Source organism: Syntrophorhabdaceae bacterium, assembly GCA_028698615.1.
GTDB lineage: Bacteria > Desulfobacterota > Syntrophorhabdia > Syntrophorhabdales > Syntrophorhabdaceae > Delta-02.
In genome coordinates, this window is the sequence record JAQVWF010000005.1 from 1 (window position 1) to 24,976 (window position 24,976).

Annotated in this window: 24 protein-coding genes; 18 read left to right on the forward strand and 6 right to left on the reverse strand. The window is 55.0% G+C overall.

Annotated elements, in window-relative coordinates:
- From PHC90_03120 to PHC90_03145, 6 genes are all read left to right on the forward strand, one after another.
- On the forward strand, nt 1-1,143 hold a 1,143-nt coding region (locus PHC90_03120), incomplete at its 5' end, for a saccharopine dehydrogenase NADP-binding domain-containing protein (protein ID MDD3845333.1).
- A gap of 32 nt (nt 1,144-1,175) precedes the next feature.
- Entirely contained in the window at nt 1,176-2,429 is a 1,254-nt protein-coding gene (locus tag PHC90_03125) for an aminotransferase class III-fold pyridoxal phosphate-dependent enzyme (GenBank protein ID MDD3845334.1), read from the forward strand.
- Between the two features lie 17 nt (nt 2,430-2,446).
- Nucleotides 2,447-4,726, forward strand: coding sequence for a xanthine dehydrogenase family protein molybdopterin-binding subunit (locus tag PHC90_03130; GenBank protein MDD3845335.1), 2,280 nt, complete (start codon nt 2,447-2,449; stop codon nt 4,724-4,726).
- On the forward strand, nt 4,723-5,673 hold the full coding sequence (locus PHC90_03135; GenBank protein ID MDD3845336.1) for an FAD binding domain-containing protein: 951 nt from the start codon (nt 4,723-4,725) through the stop codon (nt 5,671-5,673). Before PHC90_03130 ends, PHC90_03135 begins: the two co-directional genes overlap by 4 nt.
- Complete coding sequence (locus PHC90_03140) at nt 5,670-6,140, forward strand: (2Fe-2S)-binding protein (GenBank protein ID MDD3845337.1); 471 nt, start codon at nt 5,670-5,672, stop codon at nt 6,138-6,140. The genes PHC90_03135 and PHC90_03140 overlap by 4 nt, the downstream gene beginning before the upstream one ends.
- A gap of 57 nt (nt 6,141-6,197) precedes the next feature.
- Nucleotides 6,198-6,491: a hypothetical protein gene (locus tag PHC90_03145; protein ID MDD3845338.1), complete on the forward strand. Its 294-nt coding sequence runs from the start codon at nt 6,198-6,200 to the stop codon at nt 6,489-6,491.
- 3 nt (nt 6,492-6,494) lie between these two features.
- On the opposite strand, the gene PHC90_03150 is transcribed toward PHC90_03145, so the two are convergent.
- The 4 genes from PHC90_03150 to PHC90_03165 form a co-directional block, all read right to left on the reverse strand.
- Entirely contained in the window at nt 6,495-7,115 is a 621-nt protein-coding gene (locus tag PHC90_03150) for a hypothetical protein (protein MDD3845339.1), read from the reverse strand.
- 77 nt (nt 7,116-7,192) lie between these two features.
- Complete coding sequence (locus tag PHC90_03155) at nt 7,193-9,163, reverse strand: transglutaminaseTgpA domain-containing protein (GenBank protein MDD3845340.1); 1,971 nt, start codon at nt 9,161-9,163, stop codon at nt 7,193-7,195.
- Nucleotides 9,164-9,214: 51 nt separating this feature from the next.
- Nucleotides 9,215-9,970 carry a DUF58 domain-containing protein gene (locus PHC90_03160; GenBank protein MDD3845341.1) on the reverse strand — a complete coding sequence of 252 codons (756 nt, stop codon included), beginning with the start codon at nt 9,968-9,970 and terminating at the stop codon, nt 9,215-9,217.
- Between the two features lie 116 nt (nt 9,971-10,086).
- Nucleotides 10,087-11,040 carry a MoxR family ATPase gene (locus PHC90_03165; GenBank protein ID MDD3845342.1) on the reverse strand — a complete coding sequence of 318 codons (954 nt, stop codon included), beginning with the start codon at nt 11,038-11,040 and terminating at the stop codon, nt 10,087-10,089.
- A 128-nt stretch (nt 11,041-11,168) separates the two neighbouring features.
- On the opposite strand from PHC90_03165, the gene PHC90_03170 reads away from it, so the two are divergent.
- On the forward strand, nt 11,169-12,089 hold the full coding sequence (locus PHC90_03170; GenBank protein ID MDD3845343.1) for a phosphatidylglycerol lysyltransferase domain-containing protein: 921 nt from the start codon (nt 11,169-11,171) through the stop codon (nt 12,087-12,089).
- 3 nt (nt 12,090-12,092) lie between these two features.
- On the forward strand, nt 12,093-12,875 hold the full coding sequence (locus PHC90_03175) for a HesA/MoeB/ThiF family protein (protein ID MDD3845344.1): 783 nt from the start codon (nt 12,093-12,095) through the stop codon (nt 12,873-12,875).
- A 25-nt stretch (nt 12,876-12,900) separates the two neighbouring features.
- On the opposite strand, the gene PHC90_03180 is transcribed toward PHC90_03175, so the two are convergent.
- Nucleotides 12,901-14,499, reverse strand: a complete 1,599-nt coding sequence (locus PHC90_03180; protein MDD3845345.1) for a thiamine pyrophosphate-binding protein — start codon at nt 14,497-14,499, stop codon at nt 12,901-12,903.
- A 118-nt stretch (nt 14,500-14,617) separates the two neighbouring features.
- On the opposite strand from PHC90_03180, the gene PHC90_03185 reads away from it, so the two are divergent.
- From PHC90_03185 to nspC, 5 genes are all read left to right on the forward strand, one after another.
- Nucleotides 14,618-15,172 carry an XRE family transcriptional regulator gene (locus PHC90_03185; protein MDD3845346.1) on the forward strand — a complete coding sequence of 185 codons (555 nt, stop codon included), beginning with the start codon at nt 14,618-14,620 and terminating at the stop codon, nt 15,170-15,172.
- Between the two features lie 163 nt (nt 15,173-15,335).
- Nucleotides 15,336-15,809 carry an arginine decarboxylase, pyruvoyl-dependent gene (locus PHC90_03190; GenBank protein MDD3845347.1) on the forward strand — a complete coding sequence of 158 codons (474 nt, stop codon included), beginning with the start codon at nt 15,336-15,338 and terminating at the stop codon, nt 15,807-15,809.
- 73 nt (nt 15,810-15,882) lie between these two features.
- Nucleotides 15,883-16,719 carry an agmatinase gene (gene speB / locus PHC90_03195; protein MDD3845348.1) on the forward strand — a complete coding sequence of 279 codons (837 nt, stop codon included), beginning with the start codon at nt 15,883-15,885 and terminating at the stop codon, nt 16,717-16,719.
- Nucleotides 16,720-16,753: 34 nt separating this feature from the next.
- On the forward strand, nt 16,754-17,989 hold the full coding sequence (locus tag PHC90_03200; protein ID MDD3845349.1) for a saccharopine dehydrogenase family protein: 1,236 nt from the start codon (nt 16,754-16,756) through the stop codon (nt 17,987-17,989).
- A 7-nt stretch (nt 17,990-17,996) separates the two neighbouring features.
- The gene (gene nspC, locus PHC90_03205; protein MDD3845350.1) at nt 17,997-19,337 is read left to right on the forward strand and encodes a carboxynorspermidine decarboxylase; all 1,341 of its coding nucleotides are present in this window, start codon (nt 17,997-17,999) and stop codon (nt 19,335-19,337) included.
- A 110-nt stretch (nt 19,338-19,447) separates the two neighbouring features.
- Here the strand turns inward: nspC and PHC90_03210 are convergent, their stop codons facing one another.
- On the reverse strand, nt 19,448-20,206 hold the full coding sequence (locus PHC90_03210; protein MDD3845351.1) for a radical SAM protein: 759 nt from the start codon (nt 20,204-20,206) through the stop codon (nt 19,448-19,450).
- 260 nt (nt 20,207-20,466) lie between these two features.
- Between PHC90_03210 and PHC90_03215 the strand changes: the two genes are divergently transcribed.
- From PHC90_03215 to clpP, 5 genes are all read left to right on the forward strand, one after another.
- The gene (locus PHC90_03215; GenBank protein MDD3845352.1) at nt 20,467-20,967 is read left to right on the forward strand and encodes a helix-turn-helix transcriptional regulator; all 501 of its coding nucleotides are present in this window, start codon (nt 20,467-20,469) and stop codon (nt 20,965-20,967) included.
- A gap of 179 nt (nt 20,968-21,146) precedes the next feature.
- A complete protein-coding gene (locus tag PHC90_03220) occupies nt 21,147-22,124 on the forward strand; it encodes a hypothetical protein (GenBank protein MDD3845353.1) in 978 nt (325 codons plus the stop codon).
- 12 nt (nt 22,125-22,136) lie between these two features.
- Nucleotides 22,137-22,928 carry a CoA-transferase subunit beta gene (locus PHC90_03225; GenBank protein MDD3845354.1) on the forward strand — a complete coding sequence of 264 codons (792 nt, stop codon included), beginning with the start codon at nt 22,137-22,139 and terminating at the stop codon, nt 22,926-22,928.
- Nucleotides 22,929-23,106: 178 nt separating this feature from the next.
- On the forward strand, nt 23,107-24,393 hold the full coding sequence (tig, locus tag PHC90_03230) for a trigger factor (protein MDD3845355.1): 1,287 nt from the start codon (nt 23,107-23,109) through the stop codon (nt 24,391-24,393).
- Nucleotides 24,390-24,974 carry an ATP-dependent Clp endopeptidase proteolytic subunit ClpP gene (gene clpP / locus PHC90_03235; GenBank protein MDD3845356.1) on the forward strand — a complete coding sequence of 195 codons (585 nt, stop codon included), beginning with the start codon at nt 24,390-24,392 and terminating at the stop codon, nt 24,972-24,974. The genes tig and clpP overlap by 4 nt, the downstream gene beginning before the upstream one ends.
- Nucleotides 24,975-24,976 lie beyond the last annotated feature (2 nt).

Here is a 24,976-nt window from a genome sequence, read left to right on the forward strand (position 1 = left end):
ATGAAGGTACTGGTATTGGGAGGAACGGGAGGTATGGGTCAGGGGGTTGCGAGGGACCTGATCAAGCAGGAGCGGATAGAGAACGTCATACTCGGTGACATCAATACCGACCCTGAAAGGGTACAGGAGAAACTCCGTGCCAGTGCGAAGGTGTCTCTTGTGAAGATCGATGTCAACGATCACGCCGGCATGGTCGGTGTTATAAGAGGGAAGGATGTTGTCGTCAACTGCGCCGGGCCTTTCTACAAGACAGCCGTGGCGGTGGCGAAGGCCGCCGTGGAGGCGAAGGTCAACTATATCGACATCTGCGATGACTACGAGGCTGCCCAGATCCTCTTTGCGTCCGATATAGATGCGGAGGCGAAGGCTGCGGGAATAACCGTCCTGACAGGGATGGGGTCCGACCCGGGTACGAACAACGTCCTCGTCAAGTGGTATGCCGACAGACTGGACCGCGTCGATGAGATCTACCTGTACTGGGTGGTGAGCATCGCTGAACTTGCCGGTGCGGCATGGGACCACAGCCTCCACATGGTCCTCGGGAAGATTCCCCAGTACATCGACGGCAAACTTGTGGAAGTGGACGGCGGCGGCGGTGAAGAACTGGAACACTTCCTTGAACCGCTGGGCGAGTGTCTCATAAGCTATGTGGGCCATCCCCAGCCGATCACGATACCCCGCTACCTGAAAGGGGTGAAGACGGTTGTCATAAAAGGTGCCCTCATACCGGTGTGGGTGGACAAACTTATCAAGGAGCAGAAGGCGATGGGACTTCTCGCGGGCGAACCGGTGGATGTGAAGGGAGGCAAGGTGGTGCCCTACGACCTGGCACTCAAGCTCTGGGATTCCATCCCGAAGGACAGGGATAACGGCCCCGCGGCGTCGGGTCTCAAGGTGATCGTAAAGGGCGAACGGCAGGGAAAACAGGTGACCTATACGGCCGACATCGTCGGCAGGATGGCTCCCGGAACGGGTCTTCCCGCATCGATAGCGGCGCTCATGATGGACGCCGGCGAGGTAACGGTGAAAGGTGTCGTTGCGCCGGAAGGCTGCATCGATCCCGACCGGTTCCTTGCTGAATTGCTCAAGAGGGGCGCACGCATTCACCAGACCGAGACGATCAAGTCCATGTTTACGCTGTAACCCGTCAAGGGTTCCAATTAAGGAGGGTTCATATGAAAGAGGTCCCGAAATTGAACATAACGAGGAGCGTAGAGCTTTTCGAAGAGGCGAAGACCCTGGTTCCCGGCGGGGTGCTGGGGGCGAGAAAGCCCGGAGATTTCATCATGGGAGAATACCCCATTTTCCTCGACCACGGAAAAGGCTGTCGTCTTACCGATGTTGACGGGAACGAGTTTATCGATTTTCTCTGCGGCTATGGGCCGATCATCCTCGGTTACAGGGAAGATGAGGTTGACGACGCGGTCATACGGCAGGTCAAGGATAAAGGGTTCTGCTTCAGTCTCACCCAACCTTATCAGAACGAGCTGGCAAAAAAGCTCAATAGACTTGTCCCGTCGGCGGAACTGAGCATTTTCCTCAAAACAGGTTCGGATGCCACAACGGCAGCCATCCGCATCGCCAGGGCCTACACGGGACGGGTAAAGGTCATTCGCTGCGGGTATCACGGTTGGCATGACTGGTGCGTGGAAATGAAGGGAGGCATCCCGGAAAAGTTCTATGAGGACGTCCACGAATTCCACTACAACGACCTCGATATGGTCGAGGACCTGATGAAGAAGCACGGAGACCAGACGGCGGCCATTATTATGACCCCTTTCGGCCATCCGCTTCACCAGAAGATGCAGCTGCCGAAACCCGGTTTTCTCGAAGGAGTGAGGAAGCTTGCGGACACCTATGGCGCGGTCCTCGTTTATGACGAAGTGCGCACGTGTTTCAGACTCAGGATGGGCGGTGCGCAGGAGCTATATGGGGTCAAACCCGATCTTACGGTTCTGGGGAAGGGCATGGCGAACGGCTATGCGATAAGTGTTGTTACGGGGAAAACGGATGTCATGATGGCTGCGGCGTCGAAGCTTTTTATCTCATCCACGTTCTTTCCCAACAGCGAGGGCTACATCGCCGCCCTCAAGACCATCGAGATCATGGAACGCGAGAAGGTTCTCGACCAGATATGGGACAAAGGCGAGCGCATGATGAAGAGGATCCAGGGCATCATTGACAAATATGATAATACCGGGGCGGAACTGACAGGCGTGGCCCCCATGTTCCACGTGACTTTCACAAAGGGCGACCCCGGAACACAGAGAGACAGGCGGACCGATTTCTACACCCAGATGATCCGCAGAGGCTTCTTCTTCACGCCCCATCACCATGCATATATCAGCTACAGGCATACGGAAGAGGATCTGGACCTGACGGTGCAGGCAATGGATGAATCCATGGCCTACGTGAGCGAGAAATATTAAAGGGTAGGGGGTAATGAATGAAGGATGATCTCAATATCGTCGGAAAAAGGGTCGTGCGAAGCGATTCCCTTGCCAAGGTGACCGGCGAAGCGCGCTACACGGCCGACCTCAAGTTCCCCAACATGCTTGTGGCAAAGGTTTTAAGGAGCCCTTACCCACATGCGAAGATACTCGGGATCGACGTCAGCAGGGCCTTGAAGGTGCCGGGTGTAAAGGCTGCCGTCAGCGGTTTCGATTCCTACGGGGTCAAATGGGGTGTCTTCCGGTACACTCAGGACCATGCCATGCTCCACACCGACAAGGTGCGATACATCGGTGAGGATGTCGCCGCGGTGGCTGCCGTCGACGAGGAGACGGCGATGGAGGCACTCTCGTATATAAAGGTCGACTATGAACCTCTGCCTGCCGTCTTTGATCCCTTCGAATCGATGAAGGACGGCGCGCCGCAGATCCATGAAGAGCACAAGAACAATATCAATATCCATATCCATATAGACGTCGGCGAGGTGGACAAGGCCATGGATAAGGCCTTTCTTGTCAGGGAAGACACCTTCAAGGCGGCCGGTGAGGCCTATGCGATGATGGAGCCCTACGCCGTCGTCGCATCTTTCATGAACGGATATCTCGATCTCTATATGCCGAACGCCGGGCCGCATGTTCGTGCGAAAGCTCTGTCGAATATGCTCAAATTGCCCCTCAACCGGGTCCGCATCCGTCACATCAATTCCGGAGGCGCGTTCGGAGGACGTTCAGAGGTGGCGCCAGGTGATCTCGTCGCATCGCTTCTGGCCATTAAATCCGGCCGGCCGGTCAAGCTTATTCTCTCCCGTGAAGAGAACGCCACGAGTTCGAGACAGGTCCACGACATCATTGCCACCGTGAAAACGGGAATGAAGAAGGACGGCACGATCCTTGCCAAGGATTACAAGGTCATATATGACGGCGGAGCCTACAGTTCGACGGGGCCCATTGCCACGTCCATACCTTTTTACGTCTATGAAGAGTGCTACCGTTTCCCGAACGTCCGGTACAACGGTTACAGAGTGTTCACGAACAAAGGTATCCGCGGTATGTACGGCTGCCACGGAAGGGCCTTTCTGGCCGGGAACGAAGCGCAGATGGACATCATGGCGAAGGAACTCGGCATCGACCCGGTGGATGTGCGGCTCAGGAACGGCCTGAGACCCGGCGAGGTGACGGCGACGAAGTCGAAGATCACGAGCTGCGGCCTGAAGGAAACGATAATGGCCGCCTCGGAGAAGACCAATTTCAAGAAGAGATGGGCGAAACCGTCGAAGCTCAAGGGCGTAGGTATGGGATGCGTCGCCATTATGTGCGGTTTTCCCATGGGGTTTCGGTCGGGTTCGTCATGTTACGTCAAGATCAATGATGATGGTCAGGTAACACTGGTGACGGGACTTGTTGACAATGGCCAGGGAAATGAATCGATGGTGATCCAGGTCGCATCTGAGGTCCTTGGGGTGCCCATGAAAGACATCAATCTCGTGAACGCCGATACGGAGGTGACCAACCTTGACCCGGGTGCCTATTCACAGGCCGCCGCATTCGTGGGGGCCAATGCCGTAAGGGTTGCCTGTGAGAACGCGCGCAAACGGATCGTCGCCATAGCGGCCGAAAAACTCAAGCTAAAGGAAGCCGACATCGGCCTTAAGGACGGTGCCGCCTATTCGGTAAAGGACCCCGATAAGAAGATGCCCATATCATGGGTGGTTCGCGAGGCCTTCTTCAGGGGAGAGCCCATCGTTGCAACGGGTTCCTTCTTTCCGAACATCGATTTTGAGAGGGAGTGGGTGACAAGGCCCTGGGGACAGATGGCGGGAACTTTTTCCTTTGGTACCTCCGTCGCCGAGGTAAAGATCGACGGGGACACGGGCAAGATCACCATGCCCCGCTTCACCTCCGCCCACGACTGCGGGCGGGCCATAAACCCCATGGCCGTCGAGGGCCAGATGGAGGGTTCCATCCAGCAGGCGGGTGTGGCGGCCATCACCGAGGAAAATCTCTGGGACAAGGGGCACCTTCTCAATCCGAACCTTCTCGAATATAAGGTCCCCCTGGCCTGCGACATGCCCGATATCGACACCATCATCGTAAGCTCACAGGATCCCGCGGGGCCTTTTGGAGCGAAGGAAGGGGGTCTTACAGTGCGCATGAACGCGTATAGCGCGGTTGCCTGCGCCGTAGCAAATGCCACGGGGGAACTGTTCAGTGAATTGCCGTTGACACCTGACAGAGTAATGAAGATGCTGGAAGGTCACAAGGGGGTGAAGAAATGATCCTGCCACAGTTTGAATACAAGAAAGCTCGGAGCGTGGCCGACGCGGTCGCCCTCTACAAGAAACAGAAAGGAAAGGCGCGTTACCTTGCAGGCGGAACGGACCTGATACCGCTCATCAAGCTCAGGTTGTTGACGCCGAGGGCAGTTATCGACATAAAAGGAATTGAGGACCTCAAGGCTGTTTCCTCCCGCGGCGGATCGCTCTCGGTGGGTGCCGGCGTTACACTCTTCGACCTTAAGAACAACCCCCTGACGGCGGGGTATTTTCCTGCGCTCCATGAATCGCTGGAGGCCACGGCCTGCGAAACACTCCAGATGCGCGGCACCCTGGGCGGGAATATTCTTCAGGACACACGGTGCCTGGAACACAACCAGTCTCTCGAATGGCGCACGGCAAGAGGCTTCTGCGTCAAGACGGGAGGCAGGGAGTGCAATGTCGTCAAGGGAGCGAAGATGTGTTTTGCGAATTATTGCAGCGACAACGCCTCATCCCTGATCACCCTTTCGGCTCAGGTGAAGCTCGTTGGCCCAGGCGGTGACCGCACGGTGAAACTTGAAAACCTGTTCACTGGCGACGGCAGGATGCCTTTTGCCCTTGAGGATGGCGAGATCCTGACACACATACTTATCCCCATGAAGAAGACCAGGGGCGCCTATGAGAAATTGCGGGTCCGGGAATCCATGGATTATCCCCTCGTCGGTGTTGCCGTTTCGGTGATCGCCACAAGGGCCAGGGTTTGTGTGGGAGGCGTGGGTGCTGCCCCCCGGCTGTATGTCCTCAAGGATATCACTGATGCGGCCTCCATCCGGGAATTGGCCGAAAAGGCGTCGGCTGATGCGAAGCCGGTGCCGAATGCTACGGTCTCGGCTCCTTACCGGAAGAAAATGGTGGGTGTCCTCTTAAAGCGGGCCGTCAAAAGAGCTCTCGAGGGGGGTAAACGATGAAGACCACGAAAGTCAATTTCACGATAAATGATGAATCGGTCACCTTCGAGGTAAGACCCTACGAGACCCTTCTGGAAACCCTTCGCGAACGGCTCTCTCTTACGGGCGCAAAGGATGCCTGCGGCATGGGTTCCTGCGGGGCCTGCACGGTCATAGTCAACGGGATACCCCTGAGGTCATGCCTCGTCCTGACCCCTGAGGTGGAAGGGGCGGATATCACGACGGTGGAAGGGCTGAGAAAGGACGGAAACCTCCACCCGCTGCAGGAGGCCTTCATGGAGAAAGGGGCGGTACAGTGCGGTTTCTGCACCTCCGGAATGATAATGACCGCAAAGGCCCTCCTCGACAGGAACAGGAAGCCGACAAAGAAAGAGATCGTCACAACGATCTCCTCCAACATCTGCCGCTGCACAGGCTACAAGAAGATCGTCGAAGCGGTGGCGGAGGCAGCGAAAAAGATGCCTTAATGTATCTTTGACCTTTACTTTTCATTGTCTTATACTATGCAGGTTGGAGGTGCGAAAATGAAGATCAAGGTCAAGGTCGATTCCAACCTGAGGATAAAGAATGTTTTTGAGCCTCCACTGGAAGTCGAGTTGGGGGAAGACGAGAATACGTTGAAGGACGTTCTCGGCAGGCTTTCCGAAAGGTATCCCTACCTGAGGTTCCTGGAGAAGGGAGAGATGGGCGACGACCTGCATCACCTGTACCTCAACGGGCAAAGCCATTTCTCATTTTCCGAAGGGCTCAAGAGAGAGGTAACCGAAGGTGACACGGTCCGCGTGGAAGCTTATATGGATCCCCTGGCGGGAGGGTGAAGGTCACTCACAGGTGTCGGATAACCGGATCTGTTTTTTCATGACTATCCACAATCCCCCCTCGGTAATTATCTCAACGCTTCCGGTCATGCTTTTTGTTTCAAGGTCTTTCTGTATCTCATCGACGGTGACTTCCTTCTTTCCCAGGAGATAGTTGAGTTCCCGCGAGCGGTTCGCCAGTGGGCGGATGACCGAAGGGGGTGTGTATTTGCCGAAACCGCCGCCTGCGAAGGCCGTCCCGCCGAATCTCAGGACGCGGAGGATTGCCTGGTGGTCGATCGTGAAGAGTGTTGGGAAGAACAAGGCCCCTCTGAAGATGAGAAGGTCAACGGTGTTGTCCCCGATGCCGGCAAGTTCCGGGGTTGTCGGGAGGACGCGGACCAACTTCTCCATGTCTCTTTTCCCCAGTTCTTCGGTATAGAACGCTTCCATGCCGGAGGGAAAAGAGGCAATGCAGAAGGAACTGCCTGTCCGCTGCCTGACGAGGTCATAGATAGCACCGCAAAAAGGCCCGACTTCAAGCACCGCTCCATCGCTGCGGCCATACACGTCGGCGATATGACGTGCAAGATAGGGATAAACAGGTTCCCAGAGAAGGTTTATTTCGCGGGCCCGGTCCAGCATGCATTCGAGTATATCAGAAAAACAGAGCATAGTCGAAGGGATGCGCGGAAGCGTGCGTCTCTTCGCCGACCAGGGTGTTACCCGGCAGCGGCGGCTGTGTCTGAGTTCTTCACCTTTACATCGATGCGCCCGGCGAGACGGTCCAATCTTTTCAGGTCGTCCGCCGTAAATCGCCTGTCCTCGTAATAGATCTTCTCGAATTCCCGGACAAATTCCAGGCACTGTGTCCTGAGATCGTCATCGGCGATTCGCGAGACGAATTCTTCGAGACCTTCCGATGTCTTCTTTTCATACCCTGCCCCCTTGAGCTTCTTCAGAAAACGGTCGAGCACCGCCATTTCCCGCTGCTTCATCAAGGTGACGAGAAACCATGCGAGGACCATGAGACCGATGCCGGCCAGGATGAACGACGAGTATCGCAGAGCTTTCCTCGTGAAAGGGGGAAAGGAGAGAGATGGCTTTCTCAGTCCCGACATGATGCTTCTCGTGATGGAGACCTGCCTCTCGAGATTGTAGGTGAGCACTATTCCGTACCAGTAGTAATTGACCGTGTCCAGGAACATCCGGAGCTGAAGGAAGACCCCCATGCCGGAGGTGGATGACAACTCCTCCCCTGCGGGTGTGGGGTCGAAGCGGACCCACCCCCTGCCGGCGATATGGGCTTCAACCCATACATGGGCATGTTTCTGGGGAACGAGGTAGTAGTTTCCCATCTCATTGTAGTAGCCGCCGCGGTACCCTCCGACAAGGCGCGAGGGGATATCATTTATACGCAGGAGGACGGCCATTGCCGATGCGAAATATTCACAATTGCCCGTGGGGGAATCGAAAAGAAAGGTCTCCAGGGGGTTCTTTGACACGGGGAGGCCCTTGAGGGAGTACCTGAACCTGTCGGGGCTGAAATGGCCGAGAACCCGTTTCGCCGTGGCTTCCTTGTCGCCCCTGACAGCAAGCCCTTTGGCGAGGGATATGACGAGCGGCGAAAGGTTTGCCGGAAGCTGGAGGTAGGTCTTCAGATCGACGGTCTCCTCGGGTATGACATTGGAGATGGTTGACAGGCTGGTATAGCGGACCCGCCTTTCTATAAAGCCCGGCATGGTGAATGTAAGATCATCATTCTTTCTGACCCTTCTAAGACCGACATGGACGGGTTTATCGAGGGCGAAAAGGTAAGAGTTCCCATACGGCTCGAGATAGATCGTCTGGCTTATCATCCTCCCGACGGGCCCCCGGGTCTTTGTCGGGATATAGGGGCCCTTGCGGGTGCCTTTCCACGAGGTTCCGTCGAAATGGTCGAGGGTGATGCCCCTCCAGTAAAGCGAGGACTCGTCGATCCGCTCCATGGTGGCCCTGAAGATGATCCTCTCATCTTCCTGGATATCGGAGACCTGTCCGAGCCTGACATTGTCCGTGAACCCGACCCGGGCCTTGTCGGGTCTGTTGAGAAAGGTGAGGATGGGGTAGCTGGTGCGCGGGAGTACGACGAACATCACAGCGGAGAGGGGAATGGCCAGAAGAGGTATCCAGAGGCACCTGGCGATCATCGTCCTCACGGTGCTGTTCGTGAGTTCCAGGCCGGGGTCCTGGGAATAGAAGGTGAGGAAGATGAGCGACAGGGAGAGGAGGATGAAGAAGACAAGAAGATAGGCGACAAAGGCCATCCCGAGGGTCATGAGGCCCAGACCGGCGAGGACGAAGAGGGCCAGTGCGTATATCTGCATGAAATCGCGGACCTCCTTGCGCTCCAGGAACTTTATCCCCATGAGGACAAAAAGGGCTTCCATGATCTGTCCTATCAGGTCCTGCACATCGATGCGCAGGAAAAAGTACAGGATGACCGCCACCGATAAAACCGTCAGAAGCCATCGGGGAATGAAGATCTTCCTGAATTCGAGATAGGCCGAGAGGCCCATGGCCGCGAGAAGGACAAGGGGATAGGAAAACGCAATATGACCCGACACGGCGACGATGCAAAGCACCCCGGTAAGGTAGGTGAAGACGTCGACAACGGTCCGCACTTTCAGTTGCGTAAAACTGATTCCTATCATTGGTCTTCAGGGACTCCGCGTCTTTTTCTATAACCCATAACCTGTCACCCATCACCGGTCTTTTTCATACACCGCCAGCTCCCTCAGCATATTCATCCTGTGTGTCCCCGTCACGTCGGGGGGGTAGAGGTGATCGTTTATCTTAAGGCCCACGGGCACGTTGCTCTTCAGGAGCTGAACGATCGTATAGGCGACGCAGGATATGCGCTCTTCGATGTCCCCGATGAGGACCTTGTCGAATTCGATAATAATGGGCCGGTACGACAGCGACGAATGCTCCTTTGTTTTGAGCTTGCCCGTTTTGGCCGTCGCTTTCCAATGGATGTACTTGATGGGGTCGCCTCGAACATATTCCCTGATGGAAACGATATCCGAATCGTAGCCTATCTTTTCGGACATCTTTTCTCCCCTTGATTGTCGCTCCTTTCGGTAGAGGCTAGTCAGGTCGCATGCCTTCAATTTCGGGAGAACAGTTATTGTGTACCGCCGGTGCAATTTCTTGAACCGCGTGAAGAAATTGAAGGGATATACAGAGTACACGTGGGGGTCTTCGATGGTATGAAGACCCCGTTCGTGAAAGGTCACACTGGCGTAAAGCGATGAGGCGCCTTTGCTCGGGGTGAAGGGCAGAAGCGCCGAGATCCTTTCGGCATTAAGGCCGATGAGGAAGGCAGGCAGGAATCTGCGGCGGTTGTGGATTGTTATCTTGACGGGGACCTGGCTTCCCGCGTACACCTCCTGCGGGAACTCGATGGACAGGTCCAGCTTTGACAGGTTCGTCTTCCCGAAGACCCCTGAAATGCTCATGAAGCTCAGAAGTGCCGAAACGACGAGAAAGACGAGATTGTTATTGGTGTTTGCCGCCGCGATGCCGAGAAAGATGGTAAGCGCTATGTATGTGAAACCCGCCTTGGATATTTTTATTACAGGGGTGTGGGAACCGCGTCTACGATTGATCGTATAATCTCCCTTCTATTGAGGTTCTCGTATTCCTCCCTGAAGATGACCCGGTGAGGAATGGTGTATTCCACGAGGTCCCTGATATCCTCGGGTATAACGAAGCTCCTGTCACGGAAGAAGGCGTTGGTCCTTGCGGTATTGACGATGGTAAGCGCTCCTCTCGTCGAGAGTCCGGCCGAGAGGTATTCGCTCGTTCTCGTTTCCTGTATGATTGAAAGGGTATATTCGAGGATCTTGTCGGAGACGTGGATGCTGCGGGATATCTCTTCCTGAATGCGCGACACCTCGTCCTGGCTGACGACGGGCTCGATATCGTATATGTTTTCCCTTTTGCTGCCGATCTTGAGGATCTCCTTCTCGGCCTGCCGCGAGGGATAACCGATGCTTATCTTCATCATGAAGCGGTCGAGCTGTGATTCGGGAAGAGGGAAGGTCCCGAACTGCTCCGCCGGGTTTTGTGTCGCTATGACGCAGAAAAGCCGGGGGAGTTTGTACGTCTTGCCTTCGATGGTGACCTGCTTTTCCTCCATGGCTTCGAGGAGGGCGCTCTGTGTTTTCGGGGTTGCACGGTTGATCTCGTCGCAGAGGACGATGTTGTTGAAGATGGGCCCGGGATGGAACTCAAAATCTCCCGACGTCTTGTTGTATATCGACAGACCGGTGATGTCCGTGGGCAGAAGGTCGCTGGTGCACTGGATCCGGCCGAATGTGAGCCCCAGGGATTTCGCGATCCCGATGGCGAGAGTCGTCTTTCCCAGGCCGGGCAGGTCTTCTATGAGCAGATGGCCACGGGAGAAGAAGGAGATAAGCGACAGCCCGAGGGGTTTTTCCTTGCCCTGCAGATACATCGAGAGGGAATCGGTAATGTGTCGGATCTTATTGACGTCCAATCCAATGGCGAGATCCTTGCTGTCCATGCGGGTCATTGTAACACAATGAAAGGAGAATGACCAATGACCAAATCTCAATGACCAAACCGAGGAATTCGTTATTGTCTTCCATCCCTCTTCTTGACAAACCGGGGTAATTCGGCTTGAATAGAGGCATGCGGACTGTCCCTCGGTTTCCTGTATTCAAGCCCATCGAGCTTGGGGACAGGCAGGCTGTCACTGACATCTTACAGGGGTATCGGCCCGTAACGTCGGAACTCACCTTTACGAACCTTTTCATATGGAGAAAACATTTCGACCTGCAATGGTCGGTCCACAAAGACTGGCTGTGTATCATCGGCAAGGAGGACGTGTGCCCAAGGTTTGCCATGGGGCCCGTTGGGCCGCCGGGGCGTGCGGATATCGTCAGGCTCATTCTGGAATGGCTCAAGGAGAACATGGGCGAGGCAGAGCCCTGCATTGAGCGCGCCGACGAGAGGCTTGCCGTTGAGTTGTCGGACATGTCGGGATTCGTGGTGGAGGAAAGACGGGAACATTTTGATTATGTTTACCTGGCGCAGGACCTCATAGATCTGGCTGGCAGCAGGTACAGGACGAAACGCAACCATATCAACCAGTTTCATCGCGCTTGCGGATCTTATACGTATGAAGACCTCGACGACCGGCACATTGACGCATGCCTCGCGCTTCAGGAAAAATGGTGCCTTCTGAGGCGGTGTGAGGAGGATCTCAACCTGCAGGGGGAATGGGACGCAACAAAAGAGATCCTCATGAACTATCGTGCCCTGGATACGGCGGGGGCTGTTATTATCGTGGACGCGGAGGTCCGGGGCTTTACACTTGGCGAGTCGATGGGAGATGACATGACGGTGATCCACATAGAAAAGGCCGATCCCGAGATACCCGGTCTCTACCAGCTTATCAATCAGCAGTTCTGCGCCAGGCGATGGCGGAATTTCAGGTTCATCAATCGGGAACAGGACCTCGGGATACAGGGGCTCAGGGACGCCAAGCTTTCCTACGGCCCGGACCATTTCATTAAAAAATACAGGATCATGTTGAAAGGAGACGGATAGGGAATGACGGAGGGAAAGAAAAGGGACGGGCAGGCCATTCATTTTTCGGCCGAGGAGATCCAGCGCTATTCCCGGCAGATGATGATCCCCGCCATCGGGCTCGAGGGGCAGGAACGTCTCAAGAAGTCAAAGGTGTGCATCGCCGGTGCGGGGGGGTTGGGGTCCGTTTCGGCATATTACCTTGCCGCTGCCGGCGTGGGATGCATCAGGCTCGTCGACCGCGACAGGGTGGAGCTCTCGAACCTGAACAGGCAGATACTCCACTTTACCGGGGATCTGGGAGAGCCGAAGGTCCTCTCTGCCCTCGACAAACTGGAGAGGCTTAATCCCAATTGCCGGGTGGAGGCGCTGCAAGCGGACATCAATGAGGGCAACATCTTTGAGGTGATCGGTGATTGTCAGGTGATCATCGATGCGCTCGACAACATAAGGACGCGAAGGATCCTCAACCTTGCGACCGTCCGAAGCCGGATACCCCTCATATACGGGGGCGTGGAGGCCTTTTCGGGAATGGCATCCACCTTTATCTCCGGCGAAACCCCCTGCTTTGAGTGCCTGTTTTCCCATATTTCCGAGGAGGAAAAGGCAAAAGGGGTGGTGGGTCCCGTGCCGGCCCTCATAGGGTCGATACAGGCGCTGGAGGCCATCAAGATCCTTCTGGGAGACCGCCCGTCGCTTGCAGGTACACTTCTGTACTTTTCCGGCATGAGCATGACGTTCCAGAACATCCTTGTGGAGAGGAACCCCCTGTGTCCCATATGCGGGCAGCCCCCTGTGGAGGCATGAAACAAAATAGTCGGCGCGATGGTGTCTATTGATTCCATGGCGGGGATGAGACATTGTCGGTAAATTCGACGAGAAAGGGCTCGTCCCAGTGCACATCGCGGGAAAAGATCTCCCTGAGGCCCCGGAGGGTGCGCGTTCTCCTGGCCTTGATGCCGAAGGCACGGGCGAGTTTCACGAAGTCGGGGTTGTAGAGTTCCATGGAGCCGCTGATGTGATGCCGGCTCTGCATTGCATCCTCAAGGATGGAATAGCTGTTGTTGTTATGGACGAAAATGGTGATGGGTATGGTGTATTTCATGATGGTCGCCAGCTCGGCCATCTGCGGAAGCCCGCCCCCGTCGCCGCACAGGGCCAGGCAGGGAAGGTCGGGTCGGGCAGTCTTTGCTCCCAGGGCCGCCGCGAGGGAATAAAATATGGGTGATATTCCCCTGGGCATAATGAAGCTTCGCTGGAAGTAAACGGGCAGATAATACTCCGCCCAGTAGGAAGGCATATTGAGGTCGCAGGCGATTATGGCATCTTCGGGCACGGCATTGCGCAACAGTTCGATAAGGGCATAGCCGCCTGGCGATGTGCTCAGTTCGCCCATTTCCGAATCCCGTCTCTTCCTCAGGCCCGCGATGTCCCAGGAAAACGTTTTCTCCCGGACGATCCGGGCGAACCCTTCCAGCGCCCCGTCGACGTCTCCCGCGCAATGAAGCACGGTGGGGTAGTTCCTTCCGATCCACCGGTCATCGACATCGATATGCACCAGTTCATCGATCTTGACGCCCCTGCGCTTTGCGTCCACGTCCCGCAGCCTTGTGCCGGCGGCGATGACAACGTCTGCCGATGCGAGGATATCGCGGGAGACGCCCTTTGCCATCATATTCCCGAAGGAGAAGGGGTTTCGGTCGCTTGTTATCCCCTTTCCTCCCGTTGAGGTCAAAAAAGGTATCCCCCGACCGCAGATCTCATCCACAAGACCTCCTGCCCGAGGATTCATGAGCGCCTTGCCGCCCAAAAGGACAGGCCTGCGCTTGCCTTCAAGGATACGCTCCAGGCCCGCGACAAAGGCTTGTGTCCTGCCGGAATCCGCAGGCTCTCCCGGGGGCGGTTGGGTTTTTCGGTCTGATGCGGGGATCTCTTTATCGAGAAGACCGAAGGGGATAGACACGAGAACGGGCCCCTTGCGACCCGTTGAGCAGGTTCTCAGGGCGTCTTCCAGTGATGACCTGAGGGCCGGGGGCCCATCGACTCTGAAGGAGGCCTTGATGAAGTGCCTGAATATGTCCTCCGGCGCCTTCAGTTCGTGAAGGATGCCTTTTCCGATATCCTTTCTGTCCGTGTCGATATGGATGATGAAAAGCGGAACATCGTCGGAATAAGCTTCCATGCAGCCCGACACAATATTGCCGAGGCCGGGCCCGGGTGTTATGACAATAACGGCCGGTTTGCCCGAGACCCTGGCATACCCGTCGGCCATGAAAGCAAGATTTGTTTCATGACGCGCAGTTATCGTTTTGATGTTTTCATCGCAAAAAAGCTCCGCATTGAGGGCAAGTGTATGTAAACCGGGTAATTGGAAGATATGAGAAATATCCTCTTCCCGAAAAAATGCTCTAAGGGCCTGTTTTCCTTGCATAATATGCCTAGTATGCACAGTTTAGCATAGTGAACCTGAAAGTTAAATAAAAATTACCTTGACAAGAAAAATAATAATTTAGTTTACTACTGTAAACTTTTAGTGGGCGTATACTGTTATGGCTAAATCGGGCGAAGTGAGCATTGGGGAGAGGATCAAGGTTCTGAGACAGGCCAAGAATCTCACCCAGGAGGAATTGGCGACCCGGGCGGGGTTGACGAAGGGTTTTATCTCCCAGATAGAGCGGAACCTTACATCTCTATCCGTCGAGAGCCTGATCGGCATACTGGATGCTCTCGATGAAAAGCCCTCGAATTTTTTTAACGGCGCTTTCGATGAAAAGATCGTTTTTAAGCTCAAAGACAGGGTTGATCTTGAGATCAATGGCGTAAAGGGTTTTCAGATACTTGTACCGGCGGCGCAGAACCGGCTCCTGGATCCGGCGCTTCTCGAGCTTGGCATGGGCGAGAAGACTCCGGAGGAGGAACCCCATGAGGGTGAGGAGTTCGGGTTTGTCCTTTCCGGCAGTGTTGACCTCGTGCTGGGTGGAAAACCGCAGAAATTGAAGAAAGGCGAGTGCTTCTATTATAAGGCGACCAGGAAGCATTACATTATAAACAGACGAAGAGCAATGGCAGTCTTGTTGTGGGTATCTTCTCCCCCTAATTTTTAGATATCCCCCGTGGGGATGCCAATAAGGGAAGAGAGGTCATCGAGAGAGAATAAGACGAGGGCGAGGTTTATTTCGCCCATTCTGTTATAGAACGGCCGAGGTTGGCCGGCAAATGAGGAACCCATGAACTGCCGGGGCTTAATCCATTTGGGAGGTGGTTGAATTGATTGTCAAAACGCCTGCGAAGTTTTTTCTTGTCAGTGGTTCGTCCAACGGTTTTTCGTTGCTGAACGCATTTGACGGGGCCCTTCTGGCCTCGGGTGTGGGCGATACGAACCTGGTGAGAATGAGTAGTATCCTGCCTCCCCGCTGCGAGGAGATGAAGCCTCGCCCGGCCGCTCTCCCCCAGGGGGCTCTCGTGCCCGTCGCCTATGCCTCCCTTACGAGCGACGTTCCGGGAGAAGTCATTTCAGCCGCCGTGGCGATAGGAATACCGGAAGACCCGAACCTTGCAGGCCTTATCATGGAGTATTCGGCCAGGGCCGAAGAACGGGTCGTAGTGGAGCAGGTCAAGAAGATGGCCGAGAAGGGGATGGAAGTCCGCAAGCGGCCGATCAAAGAGATAATGGCCATATCGGCCACGCATAAGGTCGTTGCCATCGGCGCGGTTTTCGCCGGTGTGGTACTGTGGGACTAGCAAGGTCATCCTCTAATCGGGACGTCGACAACAGCAGCATTCGTGTAACCGAAAACTCCCAGAGGCTATTTTGATGAAAGGTGTTTTTCACAACCAGTATATGTGTTCCAGACCCAACGAAGGGCCATCAGGCATTACATTGCTCGGCTGTCCGCTGGATATCACGTCGTCTTTTCGGAACGGGTCCAAATTCGGCCCCGAGAGCCTGAGAAGGGCGTCATGGACCCTGGAGACGTACAGTCCCTACCTTGACCTGGATCTCAGCGAGATCGATTTTGCCGATGCAGGCGACCTTGAGCTTCCCCCGGGAAACCTCCTGGAATCCCTTGACATCATCGAGGAAGCCGTGGCACGGATGGCGGCAAGTGGCTGCAGACCCTTGCTTTTCGGCGGAGAGCACCTTGTGACGTATCCCATTCTGAAGGCCATGAAGAAGTCCTTTCCCCTGTTTCAGCTCGTCCATTTCGATGCCCACTGCGACCTCAGGGACGAATATGAGGGCGAAAGGCTCTCGCATGCCACGGTAATGAACCTCGTCAGGGAACTCGGTGTAACGCAGATGCATCAGATAGGCATACGGTCGGGGACGAGGCAGGAGTTCAAGGAACTCTCCGCCGTGACATCGCTGGCGATGCTGGAGCAGCGTCTCGACAGGAGAACGCCGGTCTACGTGAGCTTCGATATGGACGTTTTCGACCCCTCCCTGGTGCCCGGTGTTACCACTCCGGAGCCTGGAGGGCTCATGTTCAAAGAAGTTATGGATTATCTGCATGTTCTCAGGGGAATGGACATCATAGGCGCTGATGTGGTGGAACTCGCGCCCGATTATGACACCAGCTTTGTCTCTTCCATCTGCGCCTCCAAGGTCGCCAGGGAGATCGTCATGCTCTTGAATTCCCCCACCAAATAAGCCGCATTTAATTCGTTTTTCGGGAGAGTGACCTATGAATACGAACAACCACGGAAGGATCATGATAATAGGGGCGGGAGGCGTTGCCACGGTAGCTGCCCACAAATGCGCGCAGCTTCCCGGGGTCTTTCAGGAGATCCTTGTCGCCAGCAGAACCCTCTCCAAATGCGATGCCATAAGGGACGACATCAGGAAGAGATACGGCAGGGATATCCGGACGGCCCGCGTGGATGCCGACAATGTCCGGGAACTCGTCACCCTCATAGGGTCGTTCAGGCCGGATGCTGTTCTCAACCTGGCCCTGCCTTACCAGGACCTGCACATCATGGATGCCTGTCTTGAGGCCGGGGTACATTACATAGACACGGCCAATTATGAACCCCTCGACGAGGCGCATTTCGAGTACAGCTGGCAATGGGCATATCATGACCGGTTCCGGCAGAAAGGGATCATGGCCCTTCTCGGTTCAGGGTTCGATCCCGGAGTGACGAATGTCTTTACCGCTTACGCCGGGAAGCATCTTTTCGACGAGATACATTACCTGGACATACTCGACTGCAATGCCGGGACCCACGGCCACGTGTTCGCCACGAACTTCAATCCCGAGATCAACATCCGCGAGGTAACGCAGGTGGTGCGTCACTGGAGAGAGGGAGAATGGATTGAAACGCCCGCAATAATAGATGAGGACGGCGTTCATTTCAGTTTCGACTATCCCGTAGCGGGAGTGAAGGAGAGCTATCTCCTTTATCATGAGGAGCTGGAATCTCTCGTCCGTAACGTGAAAGGACTGAAGAAGGCCAGATTCTGGATGACTTTTTCCGAGAACTACCTGACCCACCTCAAGGTCTTGAGGAATGTGGGCATGACGAGAATAGACGAGGTTGATTACGAGGGGCAGGCGGTCGTTCCCATAAGATTCCTCAAGGCCCTTCTTCCCGAACCGGTCTCCCTGGGAACGAAATACACGGGAAAGACCGTCATCGGCAATGTCATGACGGGTATCAAGGGCGGAGAGGCCATCACCCGGTACATCTACAACGTGTGCGATCATGAAGAGGCATTCAGGGAGACAGGTACGCAGGCGATCGCCTACACAACGGGCGTACCCGCAATGATCGGGGCGATGATGGTACTCACCGGGGCCTGGCAGGGGACAGGTGTGTTCAATATGGAACAGTTCGACCCCGACCCGTTCATGGAGGCCCTCGGCACATACGGCCTTCCCTGGCAGGTTGTCGAGCACGCTCCATTGCCGGAAGGGCCATGATGCACATATGGGCGCTGAACTGAAGATCGACGAAACCCTGCGGACCGTGGCTGCAAGGGATACCCGTGCCGCCCCGATGTACCATGCCCTGAATGACGGTGATAGGCGGAAGATCCTCAAGTCCCTCGATAAGGCGGGGTTGAAGACACTGACACATCTCATCAGGAAGTCCCGGAAGAGGGTGTTCCGGGAGGCGGAGGAAAGGATCCCAGGTGTTGCAGCCGGCGTTGCCCGCACCCCGGCATACCTCATTGATGAGAGCCTTGTCGAGGAGAACATGCGCGTCCTGAGGTATGTGAAGGACAGGACGGGCTGCCGGATACTCCACGCCTTGAAGGCATATGCGTCCTTTGCCACCTTCGGGGTGATGACCCCGTATCTTGATGGGGTGTGTGCAAGCGGCGCCAACGAGGCGAGGCTGGGGCGGGAAGAGTTCGGGAAGGAGGTCCATACCTTCGGTGCGGCCTATGGCGAAAAGGACATTCGGGCCGTGCTCAGGTATTCAGATTTCGTCATTTTCAATTCCTTTCATCAGCTCGGCAGGTACGGCGCCATGGCGCGTCGCCTTGGACGCGAAGTGGGTCTTCGGGTCAACCCCGGACACGCCGAGGTGGAGTCCTTGATGTACAATCCCTGTGCCCCCTGCTCGAGGTTGGGAATAGTCCACGACGAGTTCGAACGCGACTTCCCCGGTTTTGCGGGATGTGTGAGGGGGCTGCATTTTCACGCGATGTGTGAGCAGAATTCGGATGTCCTTCAGAGGGTCCTGAGGTCCTTCGAGAGGCTCTACGCACCGTACCTGAGGGGTCTGAAATGGGTGAATTTCGGTGGGGGCCATCACATAACGCGGGATGACTACGACCTCGAACGCCTGATAGACCTCATTGACAATTTCAAGAGTAAATACGGGGTGCAGGTCTATCTTGAGCCCGGCGAAGCCAGCGTCTACCATGCCGGAGTTCTTGTCTCCGCCGTTGTCGATGTCGTAAGGAATGAGATGGAGATCGCCATACTCGACACATCCGCCGAAACGCACATGCCCGATGTTCTTCTTATGCCTTACAGACCGCACGTGATGGGCTCCGCCGAAGGGGGAGCGAAGAGGCATACGTACCGTCTGGCCGGGCCAAGCTGCCTGGCGGGGGATGTTATCGGGGACTACTCCTTTGATGGGCCCCTCGAGCGCGGGACAAGGCTCGTTCTTACCGACATGGCCCTCTACAGCATCGTAAAAAGCACCACCTTCAATGGCATCGGTCTTCCCGACATATCGGTCCTGAGAAAGGGCGGCGGGGTAGAGATCGTAAAACGATTCCGCTACGGGGATTACCGCAACAGGCAATCCTAGGGGCTGTTCCAGGGTTTCAGGGTTCCCTTCCTATCTTCTTTCACTGAAATAGCCTTCAAATGTCCACCGGGGAGGCGCGTGCCGGCGAGAGACGGGCGCATGCTGAGATCTCACGAGAAGAGGATCGAAACGGGGACGCCCTTTTCCGTCAGGATGTCATGAAGTACCCGGGCAACGGCCCGTGAGTGCGGCATCGTCATCTGCGGGGCAAACCCCGAGGAGCGAAGAAGGCCGGCGACCTTGCCGGCATAGTTCAACCTGTCGATGAGGACCTCGTCGGCGACATCGCCGATCATCTCGGCGAGAACCGCCGGTTCCATGGGAAGCATGGGCCCAACGAATACGTATGTCTTGAGCCCCGCATCGTGAAGGGCCTTCAGGGCATTGACGCGGGCGACGATGGAAGGTGCCCGGGGTTCGAAGACCCTCTTCACGTCCTCGTTGTTTGTTGTTATCGAAAGACCGACCTCTACGCCAGGCAGTTGTTTGAGGATGTCGATGTCCCTTACGACAAGCGGGGAGCGGGACAGTATGTGCACCTTCAGGGACGACGAGACGAGGGCCGACAGGCAGTCCCGGGTAACGCAATACTTTTCTTCCAGCGGCTGGTAGGGGTCTGTCACGGTGCCTATAATAAGGGTGCCTTCTTTGATGCGCCTCAGTTGCCGGCGCAGTGCATCGGCGACATTGATCTTCACGTCGACAAAATCGCCCCACGGCTCGAGATGCCCGGTAAATCTTTTCATGAAGGTCGCATAACAATACTTGCACCCGTGTCCGCAACCGATATAAGGGTTCAGACAACGATCGTACCCTGATATGCCCGTTTTCGCGAGCGCATTCTTCGTGACTATTTCCCGTATCATCATGGTGCCGGCACCCCTCAAGGGACGAGCTATGATACCATAAAATCCCCTGCTTTTTACAGGCGGGAAGGGTCATCATCGCCGCCAGGATTAACGTCGACATCGGTGAAATGCGGTAACGAGGGAGATTCACTCGATTATCGGTTTTTTAATAAGATTTTCTTGACAAAGTATCGTACCTTGTATTTATATAAGGACTTTGAGAATAGCCGTAACATGACCTCGGCTTTCATCCTGTTAATGCATCACGAGAGGTGAGCATCATGAAATCTACAGAATCAAGCGAATCCCCCAGAGCAACAGGAACGAAAAAAATGGACAAAGAGACAGCGATGAAGATCCACGGTCTCGAGGAGAAGAATGAGGCCCTGACGACATTGCTTGCCCGCGGAGAAGACGACAAGAGGATCCTTGAAGACCGGATCAAGTCGAACGTGAAGGAGCTTGTGCTTCCTTATGTCGAGAAGCTTAAGGTGACAGAGCTCAACATTGAACAGCTGACCTATCTCGAGATCATCGAGACGACCATAAAGAACGTGTTTTCGTCGTTCCTCCAGAAGATAACCTCCAAGCAATATCACTTTACGCCAAAGGAGATCCAGGTAGCCACGCTTATCCGTGAGGGAAAGACGACGAAACAGATCGCCGATATCATGAAAGTGACACGAAGCGCCATCGGACTGCACCGTCATCACATCAGAAACAAGCTGGGCCTCGGCAAGGCAAAAGTGAACCTCCGGTCCTATCTGCTGTCGCTGCAATAGGGAACGGTCTTCTGTCGCAAAAAGTTTCGTTATTGCGGCAATTCGGGATTTGTCTACCCGAGGTTATATGCTATAATCACTTAGCGAGTTGTTCACAGCACCTATTCGATATAAAACTGAATATTGATCCACCGAATCAAAGATGATCTTGAGCCGAATATTCGTAAAGGAGAGAACGAATGAACAGGTATCCACAGATCGCTGACAGGCTGATGGGTCTCAATGAGGCTGTTGCACGGTTCGTGGGGGATGGCTGCCAGCTCGCGATAGGGGGGTTCACCATAACCCGTAACCCTATGGCGGTTGCCTACGAGATCGTACGCCAGAGGATAAAGGACATTCATCTCGTTTGCCACTCTCACGGGCAGGCCCTTGATGTGCTCATAGGCGCGGGATGTGTAAAGAGACTGGAGATCGCTTACGGGGGCAACGGACGCTACGCTCCGACGTGCGTCAGGTTCAAGAAGGCCGTCCAGCGTTCGGATATCCAGTTCGAGGATTACTCGAACTATCAAATGTCACTGAGGTTCCTCGCGGGGGCCCTCGGCATTCCCTTTATTCCCACAAAATCAGGGCTCGGTTCGGACCTCATGAACTACGAAGGCTTTTCACCCGAGATCAGGAGGGAGGAGAAGGTCGCAAACAAGAAGTATTCGAAGATGCGCGACCCCTTCAGTGAAGAAGAGGACGAAGTGGTTCTCCTGCCGGCACTCACCCCTGACGTGACCATACTCCATGCCCAGTATGTTGGGGACGACGGCACCGTCCGTATCAAGGGCCTGACATTTGCCGATATCGAGCAGGCCAAGGCCGCGGACGCCGTCATCGTTACCTGCGAAGAGATCGTGCCGCGGTCCTTCATACGCATGGACCCCGACCAGAATTCGTTGCCGCCCTTTTTTATAGATGCCATCGTGAAGGTCCCCTACGGTGCCCATCCGACGGCCTGCTTCAATTTCTACGATTACGACCCGAAACACCTTAACCTCTACCGCAGGATGGCCGGGGACGACAACCTGTTCAGGGAGTACCTCGATGAATGGGTCTATGGCGTCAACTCCTGGGAGGATTATCTCATGAAGGTGGGGATGGAGATGATCCTTAAGATCAAGGCGAATCCGGTGATCGGTTACGCGCCGGGACTCGACAGGAAATAAGGAGGTCACCTCATGATCCAGTACAGCGACAATGAAATGATGGCCCTGGCGGCGGGACGTTTCATAAAGAACGGCGATATCGTATTTGCGGGCACAGGTGTTTCCATACTGGCGGCCACGGCTGCAAAGAGAATTTTCGCACCCATGGCGGTCATATTCTTTGAGACTGGCGGTATCGATCCCTCTCTGGATGAGATACCCATGGCCGTTGCCGACTTGAGGGCCATGAGCGGCACGTCCCTCAATTCAGGTCTCATTGAGGCCTTTTCCATCGTGGGCCACCGCAGGCTCCATACCATAGCCTTTCTCGGCGCGGCCCAGATAGACCGCTACGGGAACCTTAACACAACGTCCATAGGCGACTACTTCAAACCGAAGACCCGTTTTTCCGGAAGCGGCGGCGCCTGTGATGCCGCAACCTTTGCATCGGGGGTGATCACCTTCATGCAGCATGAGAAAAGGAGATTCGTCCAGAAGCTCGACTATCTCACCAGCGTGGGCTGGTATAAGGGAGGGGATTCGAGAAAGAAGCTCGGTCTCAGGCGCGGAGGAGCACTGGCTGTTGTTACCAATCTCGGCGTCCTGAAGTTCCACGAGGAAACGAAGGAGATGTATCTCACCGAGTATTTCCCGGGAGTCACCATAGAAAAGATCGTGGAGAACACCGGTTTTCCCATAGACACTTCGATGGCCGTGGAGGCCGCCGCCCCCACCGTGGGAGAGCTTCAGATACTGCGCGAGGAAGTGGATCCCCAGCGCCTCATTTGTCAGGCCATCCCGGCAGATGCGCAAGAGGCAGAATAGAAGCACGGGAATTGCTTCTGCAGGCCCTGCGGGTCTCGTATGGCCCGCCAGGTTCTTGCCTCTCGCCTGCTGGCCATCACCCTATAACCAGCCTTTTTATTGCTAATTTGTGAAATTTCAGTTTATAATAGGGCAGTTTTCAAGGGACTTAGAGTCCCTTTTTCATGTCGGAGGTCTTATGAAAGTTCAGGTTGAAGCGCTCGACAGAGTGAGAAAAAAAGTGGAAGTTCTTCTTCCCGAGGAAACGGTTTCCGGGATAAGGGAATCGATCTATGATGAGATAAGAAAGAACGCCAAGATCAAGGGGTTCAGGCAGGGAAAGGTCCCGAGACCCGTTATCACCCAGTATTACAAGGACTATATTGAAGAGGAAACAAGGAAAAGGATGCTCCAGAACACCATGTTCGAGGCATTGAAAGAAGCCAATGTGGAGCCCGTCATGGAGCCCATGGCCGATTTCCTGGAAGGCGACAAACAGGGTTATACCCTTGAATGCGAGATCCTCCCGGAGATCGAACTGCCCCAGTACAAAGGCATAGAGATCGAGGCGGAGCCCATTGTCATCTCCGATGCGGATGTGGAACAGCGCATCGAGAGCATGCGCAACTTTCATGCCAGTTTCGAGGCGAAGGAAGGAGAAGCCGCGGCTGAGAAGGGCGATTTTATCGTCATCAAATACCAGGGCTACCGCGATGGCGAGGCCTTGAAGCAGATCGCCGCCGACAGTTATCCCCTGGAACTCGGAAACGGAATGCTGATGCCCGACTTCGAAAATGCCGTCATCGGCATGAAGCAGAACGAGGAGAGGGACGCGGAAGTGACCTTCCCCGACGATTATCCCGACAAAGAGCTCGCTTCGCAGAAGATCCTTTTCAAGGTCACCATGAAAGAGATCAAGCGGAAGGTGCTTCCCGAGGTCAACGATGAATTTGCCAGGGATATGAGCTTCGAAAATCTCGAGGTCATGCATAAGGGCGTGAAGGAAGAGCTGTTTAAGGAGAAGGAAGGTTTTCGCAAGCGCGAACTGACCCAGAAGGCTTTGAACGCGCTCCTCAAGGACATGGACATCCCCGTTCCGAAACGGTTCCTGGAAAAGCGGGTGTATGGGATGATCGAGGAAGCACAGTCGCGCTACCAGACGGACAAATTCTCCGCTGAGGAGATGAAGGCCCTTTCCGAGAAGATGCACGGTGAATTTGAAAAACGGGCCGAAGAGCGGATCAAGGTTGAGATCATTCTCTCCGGCATAGGGCGTAAGGAAGGCATTGAGGCAGACGACAAGGACGTTGAAGATCGTCTGAAAACAATTGCAGAAGACGCGAATAAAACATACAATGAGGTCAAGGGTATTTACGAGCAATACGGGCTTGTGGACGGGCTCAAGGACAGCATCGTTGAAGAGAAGGCGGTCGATTTCGTGCTTGCAAGTGCCGTGATAAAGGATGCACCGAAGGAGAAGGAATGAGCCTTGTACCAATAGTCATAGAGAAAGACGGACGGGGCGAGCGGGCGTACGATATCTACTCGCGGCTCCTTAAGGAGCGCATCGTCTTTCTCGGCACCGGCATAGACGACATGGTAGCGAACATTATCATTGCCCAGTTGCTTTTTCTTGAATCCGAAGACCCTTCAAAGGAAATATATCTGTATATCAACAGTCCCGGCGGCGTTATCACCAGCGGGCTTGCCATTTACGACACGATGCAGTACGTAAAGGCACCCATCGTGACAACCTGTATCGGCCAGGCGGCAAGCATGGGAGCCGTGCTCCTGGCGGGGGGGGAGAAAGGCAGGCGTTTTGCCCTGCCTCACTCACGGATCCTTATCCACCAGCCGCTCGGCGGGGCGCAGGGGCAGGCGAGCGACATCGATATCCAGGCGAAGGAGATCTTAAGAATGCGGGAAGCTATCAACGCCATACTTGCCGCACACACCGGCCAACCCCTCGAAAAGGTTGCCAGAGACACGGAACGCGACTATTTCATGGACGCCCAGCAGGGCATCGAGTATGGTATAGTAGATCAAATCCTTGAGAAGAGGTTGTAGAA

Bases quoted from the DNA above. Each gene is read 5' to 3' on its own strand.
- PHC90_03125 (MDD3845334.1), top strand. From the start codon at position 1,176: ATGAAAGAGGTCCCGAAATTGAACATAACGAGGAGCGTAGAGCTTTTC.
- PHC90_03130 (MDD3845335.1), top strand. From the start codon at position 2,447: ATGAAGGATGATCTCAATATCGTCGGAAAAAGGGTCGTGCGAAGCGAT.
- PHC90_03135 (MDD3845336.1), top strand. From the start codon at position 4,723: ATGATCCTGCCACAGTTTGAATACAAGAAAGCTCGGAGCGTGGCCGAC.
- PHC90_03140 (MDD3845337.1), top strand. From the start codon at position 5,670: ATGAAGACCACGAAAGTCAATTTCACGATAAATGATGAATCGGTCACC.
- PHC90_03145 (MDD3845338.1), top strand. From the start codon at position 6,198: ATGAAGATCAAGGTCAAGGTCGATTCCAACCTGAGGATAAAGAATGTT.
- PHC90_03150 (MDD3845339.1), bottom strand. From the start codon at position 7,115: ATGCTGGACCGGGCCCGCGAAATAAACCTTCTCTGGGAACCTGTTTAT.
- PHC90_03155 (MDD3845340.1), bottom strand. From the start codon at position 9,163: ATGATAGGAATCAGTTTTACGCAACTGAAAGTGCGGACCGTTGTCGAC.
- PHC90_03160 (MDD3845341.1), bottom strand. From the start codon at position 9,970: ATGAGCATTTCAGGGGTCTTCGGGAAGACGAACCTGTCAAAGCTGGAC.
- PHC90_03165 (MDD3845342.1), bottom strand. From the start codon at position 11,040: ATGGACAGCAAGGATCTCGCCATTGGATTGGACGTCAATAAGATCCGA.
- PHC90_03170 (MDD3845343.1), top strand. From the start codon at position 11,169: ATGCGGACTGTCCCTCGGTTTCCTGTATTCAAGCCCATCGAGCTTGGG.
- PHC90_03175 (MDD3845344.1), top strand. From the start codon at position 12,093: ATGACGGAGGGAAAGAAAAGGGACGGGCAGGCCATTCATTTTTCGGCC.
- PHC90_03180 (MDD3845345.1), bottom strand. From the start codon at position 14,499: ATGCAAGGAAAACAGGCCCTTAGAGCATTTTTTCGGGAAGAGGATATT.
- PHC90_03185 (MDD3845346.1), top strand. From the start codon at position 14,618: ATGGCTAAATCGGGCGAAGTGAGCATTGGGGAGAGGATCAAGGTTCTG.
- speB (MDD3845348.1), top strand. From the start codon at position 15,883: ATGAAAGGTGTTTTTCACAACCAGTATATGTGTTCCAGACCCAACGAA.
- PHC90_03200 (MDD3845349.1), top strand. From the start codon at position 16,754: ATGAATACGAACAACCACGGAAGGATCATGATAATAGGGGCGGGAGGC.
- nspC (MDD3845350.1), top strand. From the start codon at position 17,997: ATGGGCGCTGAACTGAAGATCGACGAAACCCTGCGGACCGTGGCTGCA.
- PHC90_03210 (MDD3845351.1), bottom strand. From the start codon at position 20,206: ATGATGATACGGGAAATAGTCACGAAGAATGCGCTCGCGAAAACGGGC.
- PHC90_03215 (MDD3845352.1), top strand. From the start codon at position 20,467: ATGAAATCTACAGAATCAAGCGAATCCCCCAGAGCAACAGGAACGAAA.
- PHC90_03220 (MDD3845353.1), top strand. From the start codon at position 21,147: ATGAACAGGTATCCACAGATCGCTGACAGGCTGATGGGTCTCAATGAG.
- PHC90_03225 (MDD3845354.1), top strand. From the start codon at position 22,137: ATGATCCAGTACAGCGACAATGAAATGATGGCCCTGGCGGCGGGACGT.
- tig (MDD3845355.1), top strand. From the start codon at position 23,107: ATGAAAGTTCAGGTTGAAGCGCTCGACAGAGTGAGAAAAAAAGTGGAA.
- clpP (MDD3845356.1), top strand. From the start codon at position 24,390: ATGAGCCTTGTACCAATAGTCATAGAGAAAGACGGACGGGGCGAGCGG.